18 protein-coding genes and 3 pseudogenes are annotated in these 21,263 nt (G+C 69.9%); 15 read left to right on the forward strand and 6 right to left on the reverse strand.

The features are described from left to right. Positions 1-6: 6 nt before the first annotated feature. The 9 genes and pseudogenes from leuB (at position 7) to IQ220_RS09775 (ending at position 8,044) form a co-directional block, all read left to right on the forward strand. Entirely contained in the window at positions 7-1,092 is a 1,086-nt protein-coding gene (gene leuB / locus IQ220_RS09735) for a 3-isopropylmalate dehydrogenase (protein WP_193914684.1), read from the forward strand. A gap of 110 nt (positions 1,093-1,202) precedes the next feature. Beyond that, positions 1,203-2,104, forward strand: a pseudogene (locus tag IQ220_RS09740) (phosphoribulokinase). A 146-nt stretch (positions 2,105-2,250) separates the two neighbouring features. After that, the gene (locus IQ220_RS09745) at positions 2,251-2,502 is read left to right on the forward strand and encodes a hypothetical protein (RefSeq protein WP_228009094.1); all 252 of its coding nucleotides are present in this window, start codon (positions 2,251-2,253) and stop codon (positions 2,500-2,502) included. A 10-nt stretch (positions 2,503-2,512) separates the two neighbouring features. After that, positions 2,513-3,388, forward strand: coding sequence for an A24 family peptidase (locus IQ220_RS09750; RefSeq protein WP_193914686.1), 876 nt, complete (start codon positions 2,513-2,515; stop codon positions 3,386-3,388). 53 nt (positions 3,389-3,441) lie between these two features. After that, complete coding sequence (gene accD, locus IQ220_RS09755; RefSeq protein WP_193914688.1) at positions 3,442-4,329, forward strand: acetyl-CoA carboxylase, carboxyltransferase subunit beta; 888 nt, start codon at positions 3,442-3,444, stop codon at positions 4,327-4,329. After that, on the forward strand, positions 4,326-4,763 hold the full coding sequence (locus IQ220_RS09760; RefSeq protein ID WP_228009095.1) for a hypothetical protein: 438 nt from the start codon (positions 4,326-4,328) through the stop codon (positions 4,761-4,763). The genes accD and IQ220_RS09760 overlap by 4 nt, the downstream gene beginning before the upstream one ends. A gap of 19 nt (positions 4,764-4,782) precedes the next feature. After that, the gene (locus tag IQ220_RS09765) at positions 4,783-5,874 is read left to right on the forward strand and encodes a Gfo/Idh/MocA family protein (protein WP_193914690.1); all 1,092 of its coding nucleotides are present in this window, start codon (positions 4,783-4,785) and stop codon (positions 5,872-5,874) included. A 291-nt stretch (positions 5,875-6,165) separates the two neighbouring features. Then, complete coding sequence (fba, locus tag IQ220_RS09770) at positions 6,166-7,239, forward strand: class II fructose-bisphosphate aldolase (RefSeq protein WP_186699367.1); 1,074 nt, start codon at positions 6,166-6,168, stop codon at positions 7,237-7,239. Positions 7,240-7,348: 109 nt separating this feature from the next. Then, positions 7,349-8,044, forward strand: a complete 696-nt coding sequence (locus IQ220_RS09775) for an alpha-ketoglutarate-dependent dioxygenase AlkB (protein WP_186699365.1) — start codon at positions 7,349-7,351, stop codon at positions 8,042-8,044. Here IQ220_RS09775 and IQ220_RS09780 read toward each other — a convergent pair. Then, positions 7,956-10,799 carry a UPF0182 family protein gene (locus tag IQ220_RS09780; RefSeq protein ID WP_225875818.1) on the reverse strand — a complete coding sequence of 948 codons (2,844 nt, stop codon included), beginning with the start codon at positions 10,797-10,799 and terminating at the stop codon, positions 7,956-7,958. The two genes, IQ220_RS09775 and IQ220_RS09780, sit on opposite strands and share 89 nt — an antisense overlap. A 154-nt stretch (positions 10,800-10,953) precedes the next feature. Between IQ220_RS09780 and thrC the strand changes: the two genes are divergently transcribed. The 3 genes from thrC (at position 10,954) to IQ220_RS09795 (ending at position 13,706) form a co-directional block, all read left to right on the forward strand. Further along, positions 10,954-12,219, forward strand: coding sequence for a threonine synthase (gene thrC, locus IQ220_RS09785; protein WP_186699363.1), 1,266 nt, complete (start codon positions 10,954-10,956; stop codon positions 12,217-12,219). Between the two features lie 100 nt (positions 12,220-12,319). Next, positions 12,320-12,595: a MoaD/ThiS family protein gene (locus IQ220_RS09790; protein ID WP_186699361.1), complete on the forward strand. Its 276-nt coding sequence runs from the start codon at positions 12,320-12,322 to the stop codon at positions 12,593-12,595. Positions 12,596-12,722: 127 nt separating this feature from the next. Further along, positions 12,723-13,706, forward strand: coding sequence for a cupin (locus tag IQ220_RS09795; protein WP_228009096.1), 984 nt, complete (start codon positions 12,723-12,725; stop codon positions 13,704-13,706). On the opposite strand, the pseudogene ftsH reads toward IQ220_RS09795, so the two are convergent. After that, a pseudogene (ftsH, locus tag IQ220_RS09800) lies at positions 13,650-15,442 on the reverse strand (ATP-dependent zinc metalloprotease FtsH). The gene IQ220_RS09795 and the pseudogene ftsH overlap by 57 nt on opposite strands. A gap of 198 nt (positions 15,443-15,640) precedes the next feature. Here ftsH and rpmF point away from each other — a divergent pair. Then, positions 15,641-15,817 (forward strand): 50S ribosomal protein L32, encoded by a 177-nt coding sequence (gene rpmF / locus IQ220_RS09805; RefSeq protein WP_186699359.1) that lies wholly within the window; start codon positions 15,641-15,643, stop codon positions 15,815-15,817. On the opposite strand, the gene IQ220_RS09810 is transcribed toward rpmF, so the two are convergent. From IQ220_RS09810 to IQ220_RS09820, 3 genes are read right to left on the reverse strand one after another with little or no spacing between them, the layout of a single operon-like run. Next, complete coding sequence (locus IQ220_RS09810) at positions 15,781-16,761, reverse strand: hypothetical protein (protein WP_193914691.1); 981 nt, start codon at positions 16,759-16,761, stop codon at positions 15,781-15,783. The two genes, rpmF and IQ220_RS09810, sit on opposite strands and share 37 nt — an antisense overlap. Then, positions 16,761-17,093 (reverse strand): DUF565 domain-containing protein, encoded by a 333-nt coding sequence (locus tag IQ220_RS09815; protein ID WP_193815567.1) that lies wholly within the window; start codon positions 17,091-17,093, stop codon positions 16,761-16,763. Before IQ220_RS09815 ends, IQ220_RS09810 begins: the two co-directional genes overlap by 1 nt. Before the next feature lie 11 nt (positions 17,094-17,104). Continuing rightward, positions 17,105-17,842, reverse strand: coding sequence for an HAD-IA family hydrolase (locus IQ220_RS09820; protein WP_193914693.1), 738 nt, complete (start codon positions 17,840-17,842; stop codon positions 17,105-17,107). Positions 17,843-17,894: 52 nt separating this feature from the next. Here IQ220_RS09820 and recJ point away from each other — a divergent pair. Continuing rightward, positions 17,895-19,806, forward strand: a pseudogene (recJ, locus tag IQ220_RS09825) (single-stranded-DNA-specific exonuclease RecJ). Beyond that, positions 19,806-21,143, forward strand: coding sequence for a chloride channel protein (locus IQ220_RS09830; protein ID WP_186699351.1), 1,338 nt, complete (start codon positions 19,806-19,808; stop codon positions 21,141-21,143). Before recJ ends, IQ220_RS09830 begins: the two are co-directional and overlap by 1 nt. On the opposite strand, the gene psb30 is transcribed toward IQ220_RS09830, so the two are convergent. Further along, a complete protein-coding gene (gene psb30, locus IQ220_RS09835; protein WP_006041509.1) occupies positions 21,122-21,229 on the reverse strand; it encodes a photosystem II reaction center protein Ycf12/Psb30 in 108 nt (35 codons plus the stop codon). The genes IQ220_RS09830 and psb30 overlap by 22 nt on opposite strands. Positions 21,230-21,263: the final 34 nt, after the last annotated feature.

Raw genomic sequence — 21,263 nt, forward strand, 5'->3', positions numbered from 1 at the left:
CCCTCCATGTCCTCCCGCCACCGGATCACCCTGCTCGCCGGCGACGGCATCGGGCCGGAGATCCTGGCCGTCGCCCGCCAGCTGCTCGACGCGGTGAGCCTCCGGCACGGCTTCAGCCTCGACTACAACGAGCAGCCGATCGGCGGCGCCGCGATCGACAGCTGCGGCGTTCCCTTGCCGGAGAGCACCCTGGAGGCCTGCCGGGCCAGTGATGCGGTGCTGATGGCCGCCATCGGCTCACCCCAGTACGACAGCCTGCCCCGCCAGCAGCGGCCTGAAACCGGCCTGCTGGGCCTGCGAGCCGGCCTGGGGCTGTTCGCCAATCTGCGGCCGGTGAAGATCCTGCCCGCCCTGATCGAGGCCAGCAGCCTGCGGCGCGAGGTGGTGGAGGGGGTGGATCTGATCGTGGTGCGGGAACTCACCAGCGGCATCTACTTCGGCAGCCCCAAGGGACGCGTCGAGACCGACGCCGGCGTGCGCGCCTTCAACACCATGGCCTACAGCGACCACGAGATCGACCGCATCGCCAAGGTGGGCTTCGAGCTGGCCAAGGAGCGCAGCGGCCGGCTCTGCAGCGTGGACAAGGCCAATGTGCTGGATGTGTCGCAGCTGTGGCGCGAGCGGGTGGAGAGCCTCCACGCCAGCGCCTACCCGGAGGTGGCTCTCAGCCACCTGTACGTGGACAACGCCGCCATGCAGCTGGTGCGCCAGCCGAGCCAGTTCGACGTGCTGCTCACCGGCAACCTGTTCGGCGACATCCTCAGCGATGAGGCGGCGATGCTGAGTGGCTCGATCGGCATGCTGCCCTCGGCCTCCCTCGGCAGTGACGGGCCGGGCCTGTTTGAGCCGATCCACGGCTCCGCCCCGGACATCGCCGGCCAGGACAGGGCCAACCCGATGGCGATGGTGCTGAGCGCCGCCATGATGCTGCGGGTGGGCCTGCAGCAGGAGGCCGCCGCAGCCGCCCTGGAGAGCGCTGTGGATCTGGTTCTGGCCCGGGGGTATCGCACCGGCGACCTGATGGCCCCCGGCTGCACCGAGCTGGGCTGCGCCGCCATGGCCGACCAGCTGCTGGCCGCCCTGGAGGGCTGAACCGGCAGCCAACCTGGCCAGCCGGCTGGCCAGGCAACGTTCCATGGGGCTTGGCTGGGCCTGGGGGGGCGACCTGTCAAACTCAGCCGGAGTTTCACTGATCCCCGCGCATGTCGAAGCGTCATCCGGTTGTTGCTGTCACCGGGTCGTCCGGCGCGGGCACCAGCACTGTGAAGCGGGCTTTCGAGACCATCTTCCAGCGCGAGGGCATCACCCCGGCCGTGGTGGAGGGCGACAGCTACCACCGCTATGAGCGCGGGCCGATGAAAGAGGCCATGGCTGCGGCGATGGCGAGTGGTGAGAACTTCTCCCACTTCGGTCCGGAGGCCAATCTCTTCGACAAGCTCGAGGAGCTGTTCCGCAGCTATGGCGAAACCGGTGGCGGTCAGAAGCGCTACTACCTCCACTCCGTGGAAGAGGCCGCCGAGCACAACGGCCGCCTGGGCGTCAACCTCGATCCGGGTCAGTTCACCCCGTGGGAGCCGATTCCCGCCTCCACCGATCTGCTGTTCTATGAGGGGCTGCACGGCGGCGTCGTGGGCGATGGCTACGACGTGGCCGCCCTGGTGGACCTGTTGGTGGGCGTGGTGCCGATCACCAACCTGGAATGGATCCAGAAGATTTCCCGCGACAGCGCCGAGCGTGGCTATTCGGCCGAGGCAATCGTGGACACGATCCTGCGCCGCATGCCGGACTACATCAACACATCTGCCCCCAATTCAGCCTCACCGACATCAACTTCCAGCGGGTTCCCACGGTGGACACCTCGAACCCGTTCAAGATCCGCAACATCCCCACCCCGGATGAGAGCTTCGTGATCATCCACTTCCGCAAGGGTGCCCGGGAGAAGTGGGGGATCGACTTCACCTACCTGCTCGACATGATCCACGACTCCTTCATGTCCAGCCCCACCTCGATCGTGGTGAACGGCGGCAAGATGGGCTTCGCCATGGAGCTGATCCTCACCCCGATCATCCACCGCATGATCGAGGTGAAAAAGGCCGCAGCCTGAGCTGGCCAGCAACGGCTGCATCCGCATAACGGCAACAGCGCTTATGCTGTGCTGAGCAATCTGGAGGCGGTGAGACCATTAGCAACGCCCCATCCGGACCACTCTGTCCTTCCTTTCTGATCCCTGGAGCGTCTGCCTCTCCCGGATTGAATCTGCGTCTGGATCGCATCAACAGCCAGCAGGTGGTGCTGCTGGCCCGACGGGCCCTGTTCAGCTACATGGAGCACTGCCCCGGCGGCCCGGAGCCCTGCGGCGTGGTGCTCCAGGCCGAGCGGGGACGCGTGGTGCTGGAGATGCCGGTGTTGCTGCCAGATGAGCAGTTCATTCCGATCGAGCTGATCCGGGGCCGGCTCACCCGGGGCGGAGGCAGCCGCCTGCGCTGGGCCAGGCCCAGCTGAATCCACAGCCATGGAGCTCCTCCTGACCAACCTCACAGCACCGGCCCCCTCACCGCCGGAACTCTGGCTGTGGGGAGCCTTTGTGCTGGGGGCCTGTGTTGGCAGCTTTCTGAATGTGGTGGTGTGGCGCCTGCCCCGGGAAGAATCCCTGCTGAGCCCCCCGAGTCACTGCCCCCGCTGCGGCACCCGTCTGGCCTGGTTCGAGAACATCCCGCTGCTGAGCTGGCTTGGGCTGGGCGCTCGTTGCCGCCACTGCTATAGCCGGATCCCAGTCCGCTATCCCCTGGTGGAGCTGCTCACCGCCGGGCTCTGGGTGGCAGCCGTGCTGGCCGAGCCCAGCGCCATGGGGCCTGAACCGCTGGCCTGGGGAAGGGTGCTGGCCGGCTGGTTGCTGCTCAGCTGGCTGATTCCCCTCACCCTGATCGACCTGGATCGGCTCTGGCTGCCCGAACCGCTCTGCCGCTTCGGACTGCTGCTGGGTCTGGCCGCCACGGCCCTGCTCGGCCTGGCCCAGGGGGGGGCAGTGGGCCGGGCCCTGGTGCTGAACCATCTGCTGGCCGCCGGTCTGGGGCTGCTCGGTTTTGAAGCGATGAGCGCCCTCGCTGAACGAGTGGTCGGCCAACCGGCCCTGGGCCTGGGCGATGCCAAGCTCGCTGCCCTGCTGGGCGCCTGGCTGGGGCTGGGCGGCCTGGGGATCACCGTGGCGCTGGCCGTGGGCTCTGGCGCCCTGGTGGGGCTGGCCGGTCGGCTCAGCGGCCGGCTGGCCCGCCACGATCCGATGCCCTTCGGCCCCTTTCTGGCCAGCGGCGGGGCCGGGGTGTGGCTGCTGGGCAACGGCTTCTGGATCGAACTGCTGGGGCGCTGGGGTCTGGTGGGAGCTGGCTGATCGGCAAGCGCCTTAAATGGTTCCTCCAGCCCGATGCGTCTCGCCCTGCGCCGATGTCCCTGTTCGACTGGTTCGCCGATCGCCGCAAGCCGCCGCCGGTGGTGCGCGTCACCCAGGAGCCGGAAGAGGGGGATGGCCTCTGGAGCAAGTGCCCGGACTGCGGCCTGGTGGTGTACCGCAAGGACCTGATCGCCAATGCCAGTGTCTGCAAGGGCTGCGGCCACCACCACCGCATCCACAGCGAGGAGCGCATCCGCCTGATTGCCGATCCGGGCAGCTTCGAGCAGCTCGATGCCGACGTGGCCCCCACCGACCCCCTCGCCTTCAAGGACCGGCGCAGCTACACCGACCGGCTGCGCGACTGCCAGCAGAACACCGGCCTGCGCGATGCCGTGGTCACCGGTCTATGCCGCAGCAGCGACCTGCCGCTCGCCCTCGGCGTGATGGACTTCCGCTTCATGGGCGGCTCGATGGGCTCGGTGGTGGGCGAAAAACTCACCCGTCTGATCGAAACGGCCACAGCCCGGCGCTACCCGCTGCTGATCGTGTGCTCCTCCGGCGGGGCGCGCATGCAGGAGGGCATGCTCAGCCTGATGCAGATGGCCAAGGTGTCCGGCGCTCTGCAACGCCACCGCGCCGCTGAACTGCTCTACATCCCCCTGCTCACCCACCCCACCACCGGTGGGGTGACGGCCAGCTTCGCCATGCTGGGAGATCTGATCCTGGCGGAGCCCAAGGCCCTGATCGGCTTTGCCGGCCGGCGTGTGATCGAGCAGACCCTGCGCGAAAAGCTGCCCGACGACTTCCAGACCGCCGAATACCTCCAGGACCATGGCTTCGTGGATGCGATCGTCGCGCGTCCCGACTTCCGGGCCACCCTGGCGGAGCTGCTGCGCCTGCACGGCTGCCGCGAACAGGTGGCGACAGGAGCCACCCCATGAGCCCGCGACAGTCGTTGTGGTCGCTGTTCGCTGGCCTGGTGCTGGGCCTGCTGCTGCTGGCACCGTTGCCGGGCCTGGAGCTGGGACGGTGGCTGGACGTGGCACCGGCCGCTGCCGGCTCGGTGGACTGGCACGAGGTGCCAGCAACGGACGAGGGGCGCCAGTGGTGGGATGCCGGCAGCCTGCGCCGCAGCCGTGACGGCAACCTCTCGGTGCTGAGCCGTTTTCAGCCCGCCAGCGACTCTGACCAGCCCCGCATGGGAGATCTCTATGTGATGGAGGTGGACTGCGGCCAGAAGCTCTACCGGGACACTTCAATCAATGGCCTACCCCAGTTCGGCTCCGAGTGGCAGCCCGCCGCCGGCGACGACCTGATCAGCTCGGTGATCGCCGAGAGCTGCCTGGCCGGTGCGGCGCTGCTGCAGGCTGCCTGAATCCCTTCTCCCTGCTCCGATGGCCGTGAGCCCCGCCACCCTCTCCCAGCGCCCCCTGGGCGTGGCCGTGGCCGGCCTCGGCTTCGGGGCGGCCGTACACCTGCCGGCCCTGCGGGCCTGTGCCGGCACTGAACCGGTGGCCCTCTGGCACCCCCGCCAGGTGCGGCTGGACCGCGTCTGCGGCGAGCAGGAGCTGCCCGGCCACAGCGACTTCGCCGCCCTGCTGGCGGATCCCAGGGTGGAGGCGGTGGTGATCGCCACGCCGCCAGGACCACGCTTTGCCCTGGCCCGGCAGGCGCTGGAGGCGGGAAAGCACCTGATGCTTGAAAAGCCCGTGGCCCTCAACGCCGGCCAAGTGGAGGAGCTGCAGCGGCTGGCCCTGGCCCGGGGGCTCACGGTGGCGGTGGACTTTGAATACCGGGCGGTGCCCCAGTTCCAGCAGCTGGACGCCCTGCTGCGCAGCGGTGAGCTGGGCGATCTGGTGCTGGTGAAGCTCGACTGGCTGATGGGCAGCCGGGCCGATGCCTCCCGGCCCTGGAGCTGGTATTCCCAGGCCGAGGCCGGCGGCGGAGTGCTGGGGGCCCTCGGCACCCATGCCTTCGACATGCTGCGGTGGTTCGTGGGTCCGGGCCGGCGGGTGCATGGCCAGCTCAGCACCGCCATCGGCGAACGTCCCCTGCCGGATGGCAGCGGCCGGCTGGCCGCCGTGGACGCCGAAGACGTTGCCCTGGTGCAGCTGGAGCTGGAGGCGGCCGATGGCCGCATCGTGCCCGCCCAGGTGGCCCTCTCTTCGGTGGCCCGCCGCGGCCGCGGCTGCTGGCTGGAGCTCTACGGCCGCCAGGGCACGGCCGTGCTGGGCTCCGACAACCAGGCCGACTACGTGCACGGCTTCCAGCTCTGGTGCTCCCAGGCCGGGGAGCCGCTGCGCCGGCTTGAGCCCGATCCGGCCCTGGCCTTTCCGCGCAGCTGGGAGGACGGCCGCATCGCGCCGGTGGCCCGCCTGCACGGCTGGTGGAGCCAGGCGGTGCGGCAGGGGCGGCCGATGGTGCCGGGGCTGGCCGAGGCCGCGAGCAGCCAGCGCTGCTGCGATGAGGCCCGCCAGAGCACCTGACGAAACACCGGCATTCGGTAACAACCGCTACGATTCAGGGGCGTTGAGCCCGGGCTTCACCGGGTGCGCCCTTTCGGAGCCACGTCCATGTCCATCACCACCGCCCGTCAGCTGGCCCGCCAGGCCGAGGCCGCCCGCCGCGCCGCCAAGCAGGACGCGTTCAGCCTGCAGGCCCTGCGCCGTCAGCACCTGATCGACTGAGTCGCCTCGCTTACCACGCCACGAGCCAAAGCCGCGGGGGGCATCACCTAGACTCGCCTCCAGTTCCGTCTCCTTTCTGCGAGGTTTCCCATGGCGTTGGTTCCGCTTCGGCTGCTGCTTGATCACGCTGCCGAGAACGGTTACGGCATTCCCGCGTTCAACGTGAACAACCTGGAGCAGGTGCAATCGATCATGGAGGCGGCGTATGAAACCGACAGCCCCGTGATCCTGCAGGCGTCCCGCGGTGCCCGCGCCTATGCCGGTGAGGCCTTTCTGCGCCACCTGATCCTGGCCGCCACCGAAACCTATCCGGACATCCCGGTGGTGATGCACCAGGACCACGGCAACAGCCCCGCCACCTGCTTCGGCGCCGCGGCCAACGGCTTCACCTCGGTGATGATGGACGGCTCCCTGGAGGCCGATGCCAAGACACCCGCCTCCTATGAGTACAACGTGCGCGTCACCAAAGAGGTGGTGGACGTGGCCCACGCCATCGGCGTGAGCGTGGAGGGCGAGCTGGGCTGCCTCGGCTCCCTTGAAACCGGCAAGGGTGAGGCCGAGGACGGCCACGGCTTCGAGGGTGCTCTCTCCAAGGAGCAACTGCTCACCGATCCCGCCGAAGCCGCCGACTTCGTGGCCAAGACCAAGGTGGACGCCCTGGCGATCGCCATCGGCACCAGCCACGGCGCCTACAAGTTCACCCGCAAGCCCACGGGCGAGGTGCTGGCGATCAGCCGCATCGCTGAGATCCACAAGGCTCTGCCCAACACCCACCTGGTGATGCATGGCTCCTCCTCGGTTCCCCAGGAGTGGCTCGACATGATCAACAAGTACGGCGGCGCCATCCCCGAGACCTACGGCGTGCCCGTGGAAGAGATCCAGGAAGGCATCCGCAATGGCGTGCGCAAGGTGAACATCGACACCGACAACCGCCTGGCCTTCACCGCTGCGGTGCGGGAAGCAGCCGCCAAGGATCCCGCCAACTTCGATCCCCGCCACTTCAACAAGCCTGCCCGGGCCTACATGAAGCAGGTCTGCCTCGACCGCTACCAGCAGTTCTGGTGCGCCGGCAACGCCAGCAAGATCAAGCAGCGCGACATCAACTACTACGCCGCCCTCTACGCCAAGGGCGAACTGGAGCCCAAGGTGGCCGTGCCCGCCTGATCGCTTCTACTCCCACGGCCCGCCAAGGCGGGCCCAAACCATGCAGGGGGCCTAGGCCCCCTTTTTTGTTTGCTTCGTCGCCGATGATCCCGCCTTGGAGCGAGCCTCGATGAGCGGCCAGCTGGGCATCTTTGACCCCTCCCTCAGCGCTGCTCCACATACCCAGGAGTTACCTGGCCTTGCCCTGCGCTTCTGGCCCAGCTGGGCCGGCCCCGGGGCCGACAGGTGGATGGAACAACTCAGGCGTGAGGTGCCCTGGAAGCATGACTCCATCACCCTGTTTGGCTGCACCCACCCCGTGCCACGCCTCACCTGCTGGGTGGGAGATCCAGGTTGCTCCTACACCTACAGCGGCGTTGCCGACCCGATCGAGCCCTGGTCGCCCCTGCTCCAGCAGCTTCGAGAGCGGGTGCAGACCGCGGCGGGCTGCCGCTTCAACTCCCTGCTGCTGAACCGCTACCGCGATGGTCGCGACGCGATGGGCTGGCATGCCGATAACGAGCCGGAGCTCGATCCCCGGGCGCCGATCGCGTCCCTGAGCTTCGGGGCTCCCCGCAGCTTCCGGCTCAAGCCCAGGGCCCCTGGCCGCAATCAAGGCAAGCCGCTGGTCTACGAGCTGGGCCATGGGGATCTGCTGGTGATGGATCCCCCCACCCAGGAGCATTGGCTGCACCAGGTGCCCCGGCGCCTGCGACTGCGCCAGGAACGCATCAACCTCACGTTCCGTCGGATCCGTTCAGCGGCTCCACCGCCGTGGCCGCTGTGGAGCGGCCGGGGTCGAGCAGGGCCTCGAGGGCTTCGCTGAGGCTGGCCTCCATCGCAATCCGAGAGCTGTCGCTCACCACCACCCGCGTCAGGGTGGGCAGGCCGCCGGCCCGGGCCTGCAGGTACACCGGCTCCACATAGAGCAGACCCTCGCCGATCGGCACCACCAGCAGATTGCCCTGGATCACCTTGGAACCGGCCCGGTCCCAGAGGCCGAACTGCTGGCTGATCCGCGGGTTCTGGTTGATCAGGGCCTGCACCTGCTCAGGCCCGTAGATGGGCAGCTGGCTGGGGAAGCGCAGCAGGGTGAGTTCGCCGTAGTGGGGGGCATCACTCCGGGCGGCCAGCCAGCCCACCAGGTTGGGGCGGGCCAGCGGGGTGAGGGGCTGCAGCAGCAGAAACTCCGGCTCCTTCTCCCCCGGCAGCTGGGCACTGGCATGGAAGGGCTCCACCCGCACCTGCTCCTCGCCGTAGAGCTCCTTGGGCACCTGCCACACGTCGTCGCCGCTGTAGAAGATGCGCGGATCGGTCACGTGGTAGCGGAGCAGCTGGGTGGTCTGCACCTCGAACTGCCAGCGGGGATACATGATGTGCTCCCGGATCGCCGCGGGCATCGCCGTGATCGGCTGGAACAGCTCTGGAAACAGCTTCTGCCAGCTGCGAATCAGCGGATCGGCGGGCTCCGCCACGTACAGCACCATCTGGCCGGTGAAGGCATCCACCACCGCCTTCACCGCATTGCGGGCGTAGCGCAGTTCAGGCCGGTCCGGCACCGCGGCGCTGTAGGGGTAGAAGGCACTGGTGGTGAAGCCATCCACGATCCAGTACTGGTGCTGGTCGGCGCTGAACGGTGCTGAGCCATCCAGCTGCACCGACACCAGGTAGGGATCGGCCTCAAAGCGCACGAAGGGAGCCGCCGTGCGCAGCCGGTCGCGCACTTCCCGGTGCAGCAGCAGGCGGGTGTCGCCGGTGAGTTCACCACCCACCAGCAGCTTGGGCTCCCCCAGGTAGATCGCTGCGGCCAGGCGCTGCCAGCCCTGGGCCAGGGGCACCCCGGCACCGCCGCTGTAGTGGATGTAGAAGTTCTCGTCGCCCTGGGGATAGTTGAACTCCTGCACCGCCGTCGGCGCCAGCGCGTAGGGGGAGGGCAGAGCGCCGAAGTAGAGGAAGGGGTCCTGAGTGGGCACCACCTGCTGCACCTCGGCCTTGGTGATGCCCAGCTGGCTGTTGCCCTCCACCCGGGTGGAGGGGCCCAGATCGGAGATGAAGAAGTCGGGCAGGCCCTCGGGGCCGCTGGTGTTCACCGGCGACAGGGTGAAGCCGTTGCCGTGGGTGAACACCAGGTGGCGGTTCAGCCAGGTGCGGGCAGTGCTGGGCAGGGCTCCCTGGTCGAGTTCCCGGGCCGCCATGAACACCTGCTGGCGCCCCAGGCCCTCCTCGGAGCGCAGCCGGTAGCGATCCACCACCGGCTCTGAGAAGCGGTAGTACACCCGCAGCTGCTGGAGCTGGCGGTTGGTGGCCAGCAGCGGTTCGCTGTCCCAGAGGCGCACGTTGCTGAGGGTGGCCTCGCCGGCGGTGAGGTCCTGGCGCGTGAGGCGGGCGCTGGGCACCCGATCCACGATCGTCATGCCGTCGAGCTGGAAGGCCCGGCGGGTGGCCCCGATCGAGCGGGCCAGGTAAGGCAGCTCCCGCTCCAGCTCCTGGGGGTTCACCAGCAGGTTCTGGAGCAGGGGGCCGAGCAGCCCCTCGGCCAGGGGCAGCAGGGGCAGCAGCAGCGCCAGGCCCAGGGCCAGCGGGGCCCGCCGCCCTTCCCGGGCCAGCGGCACCAACAGCACCACCGCCAGCAGCAGGGCCACGGCGGCGGCTGCAGTGCGCAGGGGCAGGGCCAGATGCACATCCAGCCAGCCAGCCCCCGGCACGCTGCCGGTGGTGCTGAGCAGCAGCTGGTGGCGGCCCAGCCAGAAGGCCAGGGCGAGCAGCAGCGCCAGCAGGGCCAGGGGCGCCCGCAGGGCCAGCAGCTGGGGCGGGCTGAAGCCCTCAAAGCGGCCGTCGCTGAGCTGGGAGCCCCGTGCCAGCAGGCCCCAGAGCGCCAGGCAGAGGCTGCCCAGCACCAGAGCCAGGGCCAGGGTGAGCGCCAGGGCCAGGGCGGGGAAGCGCAGCAGCACAAAGCTCACGTCGGCGCCCAGCAGCGGCTCACGGATGCCGCTGGGCTCGGCCACCACCGCCAGACTCCAGAGACCCCAGCCCCGCCCCAGCACCAGGGCCAGGCCGAGCCCCAGGACGGCGTGCAGCAGTCGCGCCCCGGCTTCGGGGCGAAACCCCAGCAGCACGGCGGCCACCACCGCGGCCAGCAGCAGCGGACCGGGACTGAGCCCCGCCAGGCCGATCAGGCCGTGCAGGCGCTGCGGGTCGAAGGGCTGAAAGGCCAGCCGGGCCGTCAGGCCCCAGACCAGGGCCAGGGGAACCAGAGTGCCCGCCAGCAGCACAAGCAGCAGCAGGCCGTAGGGAAGCGTCGGCAGGGGCAGACGCCCCCTGGCGGCGCCGGGCAAACGCCAGAACCAGAGCAGCCAGGCCTGCAGCAGGGCCGTGAGGCCCAGGCCCAGGCCCAGGCCGAGCAGCTGCAGGCCCCAGCGGCGCAGCAGCACGGAGTCGAGCGAAAACTGGGAGAACCAGCTCCACTCCACCCAGAGCCGGGAGGCCAGCACCGCGGCGAGGCAGGCAGCCAGCAGCAGCAACGGCAGGCCGAGCCGCCACGGGAGGCGGCCGCGGGGTGCTGGGCGGTCGGAACGGGTCACGGGCTGAGGCTAGGCAGCCTGCTCAAAGCGACAAGCCCCAGCGGCAGAGCTCACCGGCTCAGACCCTGGAATTAATTCCGATCCCAGAACTCGGCATTAAAACGAGTCCCTGGAAGGCGCTGTTAGGGTTCGGCATCAACAACGGGCGATCGCTGTGACGGCCACCCTCTCCCGCTCCACCTTCACCGGTCTGCGCTGCAAGGAATGCGGCCACGCCTATGAAGCCGCCGCCCGCCACGTCTGTGAAGACGTCTGCTTCGGGCCCCTCGAGGTGGTGTACGACTACGAGGCGATCCGCAACAAGGTGAGCCGGGCCACGATCGAAGCCGGCCCCGCCTCGATCTGGCGCTACCGCGACTTCCTGCCGATCGAGGGCGACCCGATCGACGTGGGCACGGGCTTCACGCCGCTGCTCAAGGCCAACAACCTGGCCCGGCGGCTCGGTCTCAAGAGCCTCTACATCAAGAACGACGGCGTCAACATGCCGACGCTCTCCTTCAAGGATCGGGTGGTGTCCGTGGCCCTCACCCGCGCCAAGGAACTCGGCTTCAAGACGGTGAGCTGCGCCTCCACCGGCAACCTGGCCAACTCCACCGCCGCCATCGCCGCCCACGCCGGCCTCGAGTGCTGTGTGTTCATCCCCAGCGATCTGGAGCTGGGCAAGGTGCTCGGCACCCTGATCTACAACCCCACCCTGATGGCGGTGCACGGCAACTACGACCAGGTGAACCGCCTCTGCTCCGAGGTGGCCAACACCTTCGGCTGGGGCTTCGTGAACATCAACCTCCGTCCCTACTACTCGGAGGGCTCCAAGACCCTCGGCTACGAGGTGATCGAGCAGCTCGGCTGGCAGCTCCCCGATCACATCGTGGCGCCCCTGGCCTCGGGCTCCCTGTTCACCAAGATCCGCAAGGGCTTTGATGAGTTCATCAAGGTGGGCCTGGTGGACGAAAAAGCGGTGCGCTTCAGCGGCGCCCAGGCCGAGGGCTGCAGCCCCATCGCCCAGGCCTTCGCCGCCGGACGTGACTTCATCACCCCGGTGAAGCCGAACACCATCGCCAAGTCGATCGCCATCGGCAATCCGGCCGATGGCCCCTACGCCATCGACATCGCCAACCGCACCCAGGGCAGCATCGCCGCCGTGAGCGACGCCGAGATCATCGAGGGCATCAAGCTGCTGGCCGAAACCGAGGGCGTGTTCACCGAAACCGCAGGCGGCACCACCATTGCCGTGCTGAAGAAGCTGGCGGAACAGGGCAAGATCAATCCCGATGAAACCACCGTGGCCTACATCACCGGCAACGGCCTCAAGACCACCGAGGCCGTGGCCGACGTGATCGGCGAGCCCTACACCATCGAAGCCCAGCTCGACAGCTTCAAGGCGGCCTGGCAGCAGGCCCAGGCCAGCCACGCAGCTTGAAGGTTCCCGCCCCGAGCAGGACAACCTTAAGGTTCCGGCCCCACGCCTCGCTGTGCTCCAGCCAGGTCATTTACCTCCTCCCGTCCCCCCGCTTCCCCCCATGGGCATCCAGGTTCTGATCCCCACTCCCCTGCAGAAATTCACCAGCGAGGAGGCCAGCGTGGAGCTGGAGGCCTCCAGCATCGACGGCCTGATCGAGGCCCTCGAGGGCCGCTTCCCAGGCCTCAAGGCCCGTCTCTGCGATGAAAACGGCAAGCTGCGCCGCTTCCTCAACATCTACGTGAACAGCGAGGACATCCGCTTCCTCGAGAACCAGACCACCGCCCTCAAGGACGGCGACGAGGTGTCGATCGTGCCGGCCGTGGCCGGCGGCTGAGCCGAAGCGCCCGGGCCGTAGCCATGGCGGCAGTCAGGCAGTCGGGGTTGCTGCTGAATAACGTCACTCAACGCAACGTTTCCGCCCTTCCCCGCGAAGCCGGCGGAGCGCCTACCCGGCCCATCCCATGACCCAGGTTCCCCTGCAGCCCCTGAGCTCTTCCACGGCCCCGGCGGCCAGCAATCCAGACGCCTGCCGCTGGCAGGAGAAAGCCCAGACCTTCGACTACCGCCAGGCCGCCAATCCGATCCGCCGCGGCCTCACCGAGCCCATCCCCGATCACCACTGGGGCCCCGAAGTGCACCGCTCCGGCCCCACTGGCGTGATCCCCCTCGACATCAGCGCCACCCTGGGCTGCAGCGGCCCTGCCACCAGCCCCGCCCTCTCGGCCAACTTCCTGCGCATCCTGGCCGGCGAGGGCCTCAAGGCCGCCGCCGCTGCCACCAGCGCCCTCTTCTACGTGCTGCACGGCGAGGGTGAGCTGCACTGGGGCGGCCGCAGCCTGGCCTGGCAGCAGGGGGATGTGATCACCCTGCCCAGCGGCGATGCCCCCCTGCTGCAGGCCAGCTGCGACAGCGTTCTCTACTGGGTGCACGACGCTCCCCTGCTGCGCTTCCTCGGCGCTGAGCCCACCACGCCGCGCTTTGAGGCCACCCACTTCCCGGCCGCGATGCTGGAGCGGGATCTGCAGGCCCTGCTCGCCGATCCCAGCTCGGCCCGCAGCAACCGCCTCAGCCTGCTGCTGGCCAACGCCGACTGCCCCACCAGCCGCACCGCCACCCACACCCTCTGGGCCATGCTGGGTTTGGTGCCGGCAGCCACGGCCCAGCGGCCCCACCGGCACCAGTCGGTGGCCCTGGATCTGGTGATCGACTGCGATCCGGGCTGCTACACCCTGGTGGGCACCGAGCTCAACGAGGACGGCACCATCCGCAACCCCAGCCGCTCGATCTGGGAGCCCGGCGCCGCCTTCGTGACGCCGCCGGGCCACTGGCACGCCCACACCAACGAGAGCGGGCGCATGGCGCGGCTGCTGCCGATCCAGGACGCCGGCCTACACACCTACCTGCGCAGCCTCGACATCCGCTTCAGCGGTGGCCTGGCCGGCTGAGGCCTGGGCATCGGCCTCCAGCAGGCTGCGGAAGCTGTCGCCGTCGATGGTCTCCTCAGCGATCAGCCTGTTCACCAGGGTGTCCATCAGGGCCCGGCGGGGCCGCAGCTCCGCCACGGCCTGCGCCAGGGCCCGGCGGGCCAGGTCGCGCACCTGTGCATCGATGCGGGTGCTGGTGTCCTGGGAGTAGGGCGGCTCCGAGCGCAGCCAGTCACGCCCGAGGAACACCTCGGCACCACTGCCCTCGAGGGCCTGGGGTCCCAGGCTCGAGAAGCCGTAGAGGGTCACCATCTCGCGGCCGATGCGGGCCACCAGTTCCAGGTCGCCGACCGCGCCCTGGGTCACCTCGCTCGGTCCGAACACGACAAGCTCGGCCGCCCGGCCGCCCATGGCCACCACCATGCGGGCCTGGAGGTAGGCCTTGCTGATCAGCCCGGAATCGAGCACCTCTTCATCCGGCATCGTGCGGGCGAAACCGCCGACGCCGCCGGCCCGGGGCAACAGCGTCACCTTGTCCAGCCTGTCGGCATGGGGCACCACGCTGGTGAGCAGGGCATGGCCCACTTCGTGGTAAGCGATCAGGCGCTTCTTGGCGGAATCCTGCAGCGGGGCCACCGCCAGGCCCATGGTGATGCGCTCCAGGGCATCACTGAGGGCCTGGTTGTCGATGGCATTCAGCCGGCGCCGGGCCGTGAGGATCGCCGCCTCGTTGAGCAGGTTGGAGAGATCGGCGCCGGAGAAGCCCGGCGTGCGGCTGGCCCAGCTGGCCAGGGACACCTCCTCCGCCAGGGGGCGGGTGCGGGCATGCACGGCGAGAATCTCCTCCCGCCCTCGGCGGTCGGGCAGATCCACGGTGACGCGGCGATCGAAGCGGCCGGGGCGCATCAAGGCCCGATCGAGCACATCGGCCCGGTTGGTGGCGGCCACCAGAATCACGCCGGAGTTCTCCTCGAAACCGTCCATTTCGGTGAGCAGCTGGTTGAGGGTCTGCTCGCGTTCGTCGTTGCCGCCGCCGATGCCGGCGCCCCGCTGCCGGCCCACCGCATCGATCTCGTCAATGAAGATGATGCAAGGGGCCTTGGCCTTGGCCTTGCGGAACAGGTCCCGCACCCGGCTGGCCCCCACCCCCACGAACATCTCCACGAACTCCGAGGCCGCCATCGAGAAGAAGGGCACCCCCGCCTCGCCGGCGATGCGCGGGCCAGCAGGGTCTTACCCGTGCCCGGCGGCCCGATCAGCAGCACCCCCTTGGGGATGCGCGCGCCGATGGCGGTGTAACTCTCCGGCGCCTTGAGGAAGGTCACCACCTCCTGCAGCTCCTCCTTGGCCTCGGCGATTCCGGCCACGTCCTCAAAGCGCACCTGCACGGTGTTCTCAGGCTGGACCCTGGGCTTGCTGGCTCCAAAGCCCATGGCCCGGTTGGCCACCTTGGTGCTGCGGCGCAGCATCAGCACCAGGGCCCCCACCAGCAGCAGCACCAGCAGGCCGTTGGAGAGGAAGGAGGCCGTGGCCAGCTCAGCGCGGTCATCGCGCACGGTGAGCGGCACATTGGCGGCCGCCGCGGTGTTCAGCAGCAACTGGTCGTTGCTGAACACAGGCACGCGGGCCTCCCTGCCGTCCTTGAACGTCACCGCCACATCGCGGCGGCGGGGTGAGAGCACCAGCTCCTGCACCCTGCCCTCGCGCAGATCGGCCAGCAGGCCGCTGTAGGAGGGCGCTTCTGTCCCGGCCGGCACAGGGTCAGCGTCTGGAGCTGGGGCCGCTGCAGGGGAGGAGCCTGGCCCTGGCACGGGGGCGCTTTCGGAATCAGGAACGCTTGCAGCAGCCGGAGACGGGCTCTTGCTCACAGGGGTCCGGCTTTCAGGCGACTTTAGCGATTTGACGAAAGGCCAGACGGCAGCGGAGGATCCTTGTTTGGTTGTGAGAGATCTGGGATGGCTGTCCCCAAGAAGAAAACATCGAAGGGCAAGCGCAACCAGCGCCACGCCCACTGGAAAGCCAAGGCGGCCACCGCCGCCGGCAAGGCTCTGTCGATCGGCAAGGCCGTGCTGAGCGGCCGCGCCCAGGGCTTCGTCTATCCCATGGACAGCGAAGAAGAGTCCGAAGACTGATCCCCGCCGGCTTCTCCGCCGGACGTGCATCGAACACAGCGGCGCCGACCATCAAGTAGCGCCACCACCCTGCCGGGCTGCGAGGCGAGGGGATCCTGATAAGGGCCCGGCGGCAGGCTGCACAGGCTGGCGCGCACCAGCCGATCCAGGGCGGCGCCGCTCAGCCATCCCTCGCCAAGGCTGTCGCCACGTCTCCTCCGTTGGCGGGCTTCGGCCTGGAAGCGCCAACGTCTGGGCAGGCTCCAGTGGAGCGGCCGCAGCAGCCAGAGCTCCTCGAAGCGCCGCCACAGGGGCTGATAGGCCTCCAGCGCCTCGTCCCAGTGGGGCAACCAAAGCCTTTCCCGGGCCGTGAGCTCCGGCGCACCCGGGGCTCCAGCAAAGAGCTGGGCTCGCTCGAGGCCAGCAGGGCCCAGCGGCTTGCAGCCCAGCAGCCAGCCCTCCAGCACCACGGCCTCGCAGGTCACCCTGTCCATGCCGGCACGGTCGCCCTCACCGCCGCGCAGGCGCTTGTCGAAACGCGGCAGCCGCCAGGGCTCCCCCGCCGCCCAACCCTCCAGGCTCTCGGCCAGCAGGGGCAGGTCGTGACTGCCGGGCGGCACGCGGCTGACGCCGAAGGGGTTGCCGGCCATGGCCCGCTGGCGCTGCGGCCAGGGCAGGTAGTAATCGTCGATCGAGGCCACCCCCAGCCGCAGCCCGAAGCGGGGAGCCAGCTGCAGCAGGGCGCGCCCCAGGCTGGTCTTGCCGGCCCCCACCGGGCCGTTGAGGGCCAGGATCGGCCGCGCCCCCTGGCCGACCCGTCGCTGCAGCCGCGCCAGCAGCGGCAGGGCAAAGGCCTCGGCCAGGCTGACCTGGATCGGCAGCTCCGCCAGGTGCTCGGCGGTCCAGAGCCGGCGCCACGCCTCGAGATCGGCGATGCCGCAGTGCCGTTGCAGCCAGGGCTCCATCAGGTGCCCAGCTTGAAGGCCTCCAGCACCACGGCATACACCAGGCCGATGCGCAGGTTGTCCAGCACCACCCAGCCCAGCCCGGGCCTTTCCTGCACCAGCCGGCCCCGCAAGCGCACCACCAGCTCCAGAAGCAGCACCAGCGCCAGCACCGCCATCGGCCGCCCGCCGGGGAAGAAGAGCAGCAGATAGCTGGTGAGGTTGCCGCCGGCATAGAAGCCCAGCAAGAGGGCCAGCAGCACCACGCTGCGGTGACGCCAGTTGCCGCGCAGGCTGGCCAGCAGTCCCTGGGCCAGGCCCACACTGAACCGGTTGAAACGGGTCGACTGCAAGGGGTGGGATCTCAGAGCAGGCTCTGCAGATAGGAGAGCGTGATCCGCCCAGCCTGGCAAGGCGGGCCGCGAAGCACCATGGCGTCAGCGCCGAGGCCACTCACCACCGCCCGGGCCGAGGCGAAGCGCTCCAGGGGCAGCGGGCGGCTGTAGTGGCTGAGAGTGAGCAGGCAGGGCAGCCCGGCCGCCGTGGCCGCCGCCAGGCCCTGGGGGGAATCCTCGATGGCCAGCAGGTCGGCGGCCTGCCAGCCCAGGGCCGTCACGGCCCGCTGATAGGCCTCGGGATCGGGCTTCTTGCGTGCCACGTCCTCACCGCAGAGGCGCAGACTGAAAGCCGGGCCCAGGGATCCGAGCAACTGCTGTTCCAGCCCCTGCAGGGCCTGGCGGCCGCTGGTGGTCACGATGGCCTGCGCCAGGCCGGCGGCCCGGGCCTCCACCACCAGCTCCGCCACCCCCGGGCGCAGGCCCAGGCCTCCCGTGGCCAGGAGGCTGGTGTAGTGGCGCTGCTTGCAGGCCTGCAGTGCCCGAACCTGCTCCGGCTCGGGGGGCTCGCCTTCCAGCTCCGTGAGGGCGGCCCGCAGCCGCTCATGGCCACCGCTGATCTCCAGCCAGCGGCCGTAGTCGCCCTCCTGCCAATGGAGCGGCAGCCCGGCCTCCGCAAACGCCCGGTTGAAGGCCACGCGGTGGCCGTCGCGCTCGGTTTCGGCCAGGGTGCCGTCCACATCCCAGAGCAGGGCACGCAGGGCCATCGAGCCAGGGGGAAGCGTCGGGTGCCCACCAGAATGGCCCCCACCCTCGCCGATGGCCCCGTTGCTGCCCCCGCTCGACGAGCAACGCTGGCACCTGCCCACCCCCCTGGGGGAGCTGGCCGATCCCCAGACCCTGGCCCAGCTCAATCCGCCAGGGATGGCGCCCCTGCCAGCGCCGCTGCTGGCGCTGCTGGCCCGCCGCAGCCACCGAACGAGCGCGGCCATCGCGGCCCTGCTGGAGCCTCCCGCCGCACCACCAGCACTCGAGCACTTTCCGGATCTGGCCAAGGCCTTGGAACGGTTGCAGCAGGCCTGCCGCCAGGGCGAGGCGGTGGCGATCTGTGGCGACTACGACGCCGACGGCATGACCAGCACCGCCCTGCTGCTGGGGGTGTTCAAGCGACTTGGAGCCCAGCCGCTGGCCGCCATCCCCAGCCGCCTGGAGGAGGGCTACGGCCTCAATCCCGCCATGGTGGAGCGGCTGGCAGACCAGGGCGTGACGCTGCTGGTGACCGTGGACAACGGCATCGCGGCGGCGGCGGCCTTGCTGCGGGCCCGGGAGCTGGGGGTGGAGGTGATCGTGACCGATCACCACACGATCCCGGCCGTGGTGCCGCCCTATCTGGCCCTGCTGCACCCCCAGCGCACCCCGGAGCACTCCCCGTTCCGGGGCCTGGCGGGGGTGGGGCTGGCCTACGTCCTGGCGGCGGCCCTGTGTGAGGCGCTGCGGCGCCCCGATGCCCTGCAGATGGCCCGCGACCTGTTCTGCATCGGCACCATCGCCGACATGGCGCCCCTCAACGGCGTGAACCGCCGCTGGCTGCTGGATGGCCTGCCGCACCTGCGCCGCTCGCCCCTGGCGGGGCTGCAGGCCCTGCAGCGGCTGGCCGGGGTGGAGGAGGCGCCCCTCGATGCCCAGGCCGTGGGCTTCCAGATCGCCCCGCGCATCAATGCCGTCGGCCGCCTGGGCGATCCCGCCCTGGTGGTGGAACTGCTCACCACCGAGGACGGGCAGCGGGCCCTGGAACTGGCGCGAGAGTGCGAGGCGCTCAACCGCCAGAGGCGTGAACTCTGCGAGGCGATCGAAGCCGAAGCCCTGGCCCTGCTGGAGGCCGACGGCCCCCAGCGCAGCCCCTTTGTGCTGCTGGCCCAGGGCCACTGGCACCACGGCGTGATCGGCATCGTGGCCGCCCGGCTGGTGGAGCGCCTCGGCCTGCCGGCGGCCCTGCTGGCCGGCGAGGGGGGGGGCAGGCTGCGGGCCTCGGTGCGGGCCCGCGGGGCTTTGCCGTGGACCAGGCCCTCAGCCATTGCGCCGACCTGCTGGAGCGCCATGGCGGCCACCCGGCAGCAGGGGGCTTCACGGTGCGCGCCGAGCACGTGGCGGCCCTGCAGGAGCGGCTCAACGGCCTGGCCCGCGCCTGGCTGGAGATCCAGGGCGGCGGCCACCCGGTGGAACCCGAGGTGCTGCTCCGCCTGGAGCAGATCGACCGCGACTTCCTGCACCAGCAGCAACGGCTGGAGCCCTTCGGCATCGGCCATCCCCAGCCGGTGTACTGGAGCTCGGCCTGCCGCGTCAGCCAGCAGAAGCTGCTGCGGGGCGGCCACCTGCAGCTGGAGCTGCGTCAGGGTGACTGCAGCCTGCGCGCCATGGGCTGGCGCTGGCAGGGATCGGCCGACCTGCCCGCCTGGGTGGATGTGGCCTACCGGCTGCGGCTGGATCGCTGGCAGGGCCAGGAGCGGCTCCAACTGGAACTGGTTGGCCTGAGGGGCTGCGGCGACCCCGAGAGCAGGGGGAGGTGCGCCTGCAGCGCTGCGGGCGCTCCTACTGGTGCCGGCGCCAGGGGAATGGCGTCGTGGTGCGCAACGCCGCCGGGGAGGAACTGCTCAGCAGCAGCACGCCTGAACACCCCTATCTCCGCGCCCTGCTTCAGGATGCGGCCCTGGCCCTCGGTCTCGCCGCCTGATGTCCCGCCTGCCCCTGCACCGCCACGACCTGGGCAGCCTGGCCCGGTTGCTCCTGGTGGGGGTGGCCGTGGGGCTGACCTGTCTGCCCCTGAATCTGGTGGACATGGCCCAGGCCTTCCTGCAGCAGAAACTGCCGGCCTTCACCGGAGCTGGCTGGACGCCCCTCACGATCGCCATTGCGGCGGCGCCTGTGCTGGTGATGCCCCTGCTGCTGGCCCTGCAGGCCCGGCGCCTGGCCCATGGCGCAGGCTCGGGCATCCCCCAGACGCTTCGCAGCCTGGAGCATCCCGAGCGGGCCGAGAAGCTGCTGGGAGCCAGCCCCACCGTGGCACGCATCGGGCTCTGGACAGCCGCCAGCCTGGCGCTGATGCCCCTCGGGCGCGAGGGCCCCGTGGTGCACCTCGGTGCCGCCGTGGCCGAGTTTCTGCAGCGGCGCTTTCCGCGCCTGTTCAAGGGGGTACCGACCCGCGACCTGATGGCGATCGGGGCTGGAGCCGGCCTGGCCGGGGGCTTCAACAGCCCGTTGATGGGCACCCTGTTCGTGATGGAGGAGCTCGTTGGCCGCTACAGCAGTTCGCTGGTGTGGCCTGCGCTGGTGACCTGCTCGGCAGCCGCCCTGATCAGCAACCTCAGCGGCATTCCGCTGTTCCCCCTGGGGCTGCTGGACGTCAACATGCCCGAGTGGCAGCAGCTGGCTCTGGCCGTGCCGATCGGGGTGGGCGGCGGCCTGCTTGGCGGCCTGTTTGCACGCCTGCTGCTGAACGTCAGCGGCTGGCTGCAACCGCGGGTGCGCAGCCAGCCCTGGCGCTGGGGCCTGGCGCTCGGGGGCGGGCTGGCCCTGATGGCGCTGGGCAGCGGCGGTTGGAGCGGCGGCGATGGGGAGGCCCTGATGGGCCAGCTGCTGGTGGAGCGCGGTCCGCTGCCTGTTCCAGGCTCACCCCTCGGCCAGATGGGCTGGCTGCTGGTGCTGGCGTCACGGCTGCTGGCCCCGCTTCTGGCCCTGGGGGCCGGGGTGCCTGGCGGCCTGATCGATCCAGCCCTGACCATCGGGGCGGTGTTCGGCAGCGGTGTGCTGGCCCTGTTGGGATCCAGCGCCCAGGTGGGCGTGGCCCTCGGCATGGCCGCGGGGCTGGCCGGTGCGACCCAGCTGCCGATGATGACCGTTCTGTTTTCGCTGCGGCTGGCCGGTGACCAGCAGCTGCTGTTCGGGATCCTGCTCAGCGCCGTGCTGGGGGCTTATGCAGGACGCAGGCTGGAGTCAAGGCCCATCTATCACGCCCTCGCCGACCTGGACGGCGAAGCCAAGAAGGACGCTCAGAGGGCGCCGCGGCGGTAGAAGAGGATGAAGATCACGGCGGGGCCAGCCAGGGTGATCAGAGCCAGGGCACCGAAGTTGGCAATCAGGTGAAAGTCGATGCCCATGGCAACCGGCGCTGGATAGGGAATGAGCGCGATT

Source organism: Cyanobium sp. LEGE 06113, from assembly GCF_015207615.1.

What these genes read in the sequence shown, in the direction of transcription:
- leuB (WP_193914684.1), top strand. Translation starts at nt 7, where the DNA reads ATGTCCTCCCGCCACCGGATCACCCTGCTCGCCGGCGACGGCATCGGG.
- IQ220_RS09750 (WP_193914686.1), top strand. Translation starts at nt 2,513, where the DNA reads ATGGAGCTCCTCCTGACCAACCTCACAGCACCGGCCCCCTCACCGCCG.
- accD (WP_193914688.1), top strand. Translation starts at nt 3,442, where the DNA reads ATGTCCCTGTTCGACTGGTTCGCCGATCGCCGCAAGCCGCCGCCGGTG.
- IQ220_RS09760 (WP_228009095.1), top strand. Translation starts at nt 4,326, where the DNA reads ATGAGCCCGCGACAGTCGTTGTGGTCGCTGTTCGCTGGCCTGGTGCTG.
- IQ220_RS09765 (WP_193914690.1), top strand. Translation starts at nt 4,783, where the DNA reads ATGGCCGTGAGCCCCGCCACCCTCTCCCAGCGCCCCCTGGGCGTGGCC.
- fba (WP_186699367.1), top strand. Translation starts at nt 6,166, where the DNA reads ATGGCGTTGGTTCCGCTTCGGCTGCTGCTTGATCACGCTGCCGAGAAC.
- IQ220_RS09775 (WP_186699365.1), top strand. Translation starts at nt 7,349, where the DNA reads ATGAGCGGCCAGCTGGGCATCTTTGACCCCTCCCTCAGCGCTGCTCCA.
- IQ220_RS09790 (WP_186699361.1), top strand. Translation starts at nt 12,320, where the DNA reads ATGGGCATCCAGGTTCTGATCCCCACTCCCCTGCAGAAATTCACCAGC.
- IQ220_RS09795 (WP_228009096.1), top strand. Translation starts at nt 12,723, where the DNA reads ATGACCCAGGTTCCCCTGCAGCCCCTGAGCTCTTCCACGGCCCCGGCG.
- rpmF (WP_186699359.1), top strand. Translation starts at nt 15,641, where the DNA reads ATGGCTGTCCCCAAGAAGAAAACATCGAAGGGCAAGCGCAACCAGCGC.
- IQ220_RS09810 (WP_193914691.1), bottom strand. Translation starts at nt 16,761, where the DNA reads ATGGAGCCCTGGCTGCAACGGCACTGCGGCATCGCCGATCTCGAGGCG.
- IQ220_RS09820 (WP_193914693.1), bottom strand. Translation starts at nt 17,842, where the DNA reads ATGGCCCTGCGTGCCCTGCTCTGGGATGTGGACGGCACCCTGGCCGAA.
- IQ220_RS09830 (WP_186699351.1), top strand. Translation starts at nt 19,806, where the DNA reads ATGTCCCGCCTGCCCCTGCACCGCCACGACCTGGGCAGCCTGGCCCGG.
- psb30 (WP_006041509.1), bottom strand. Translation starts at nt 21,229, where the DNA reads ATGGGCATCGACTTTCACCTGATTGCCAACTTCGGTGCCCTGGCTCTG.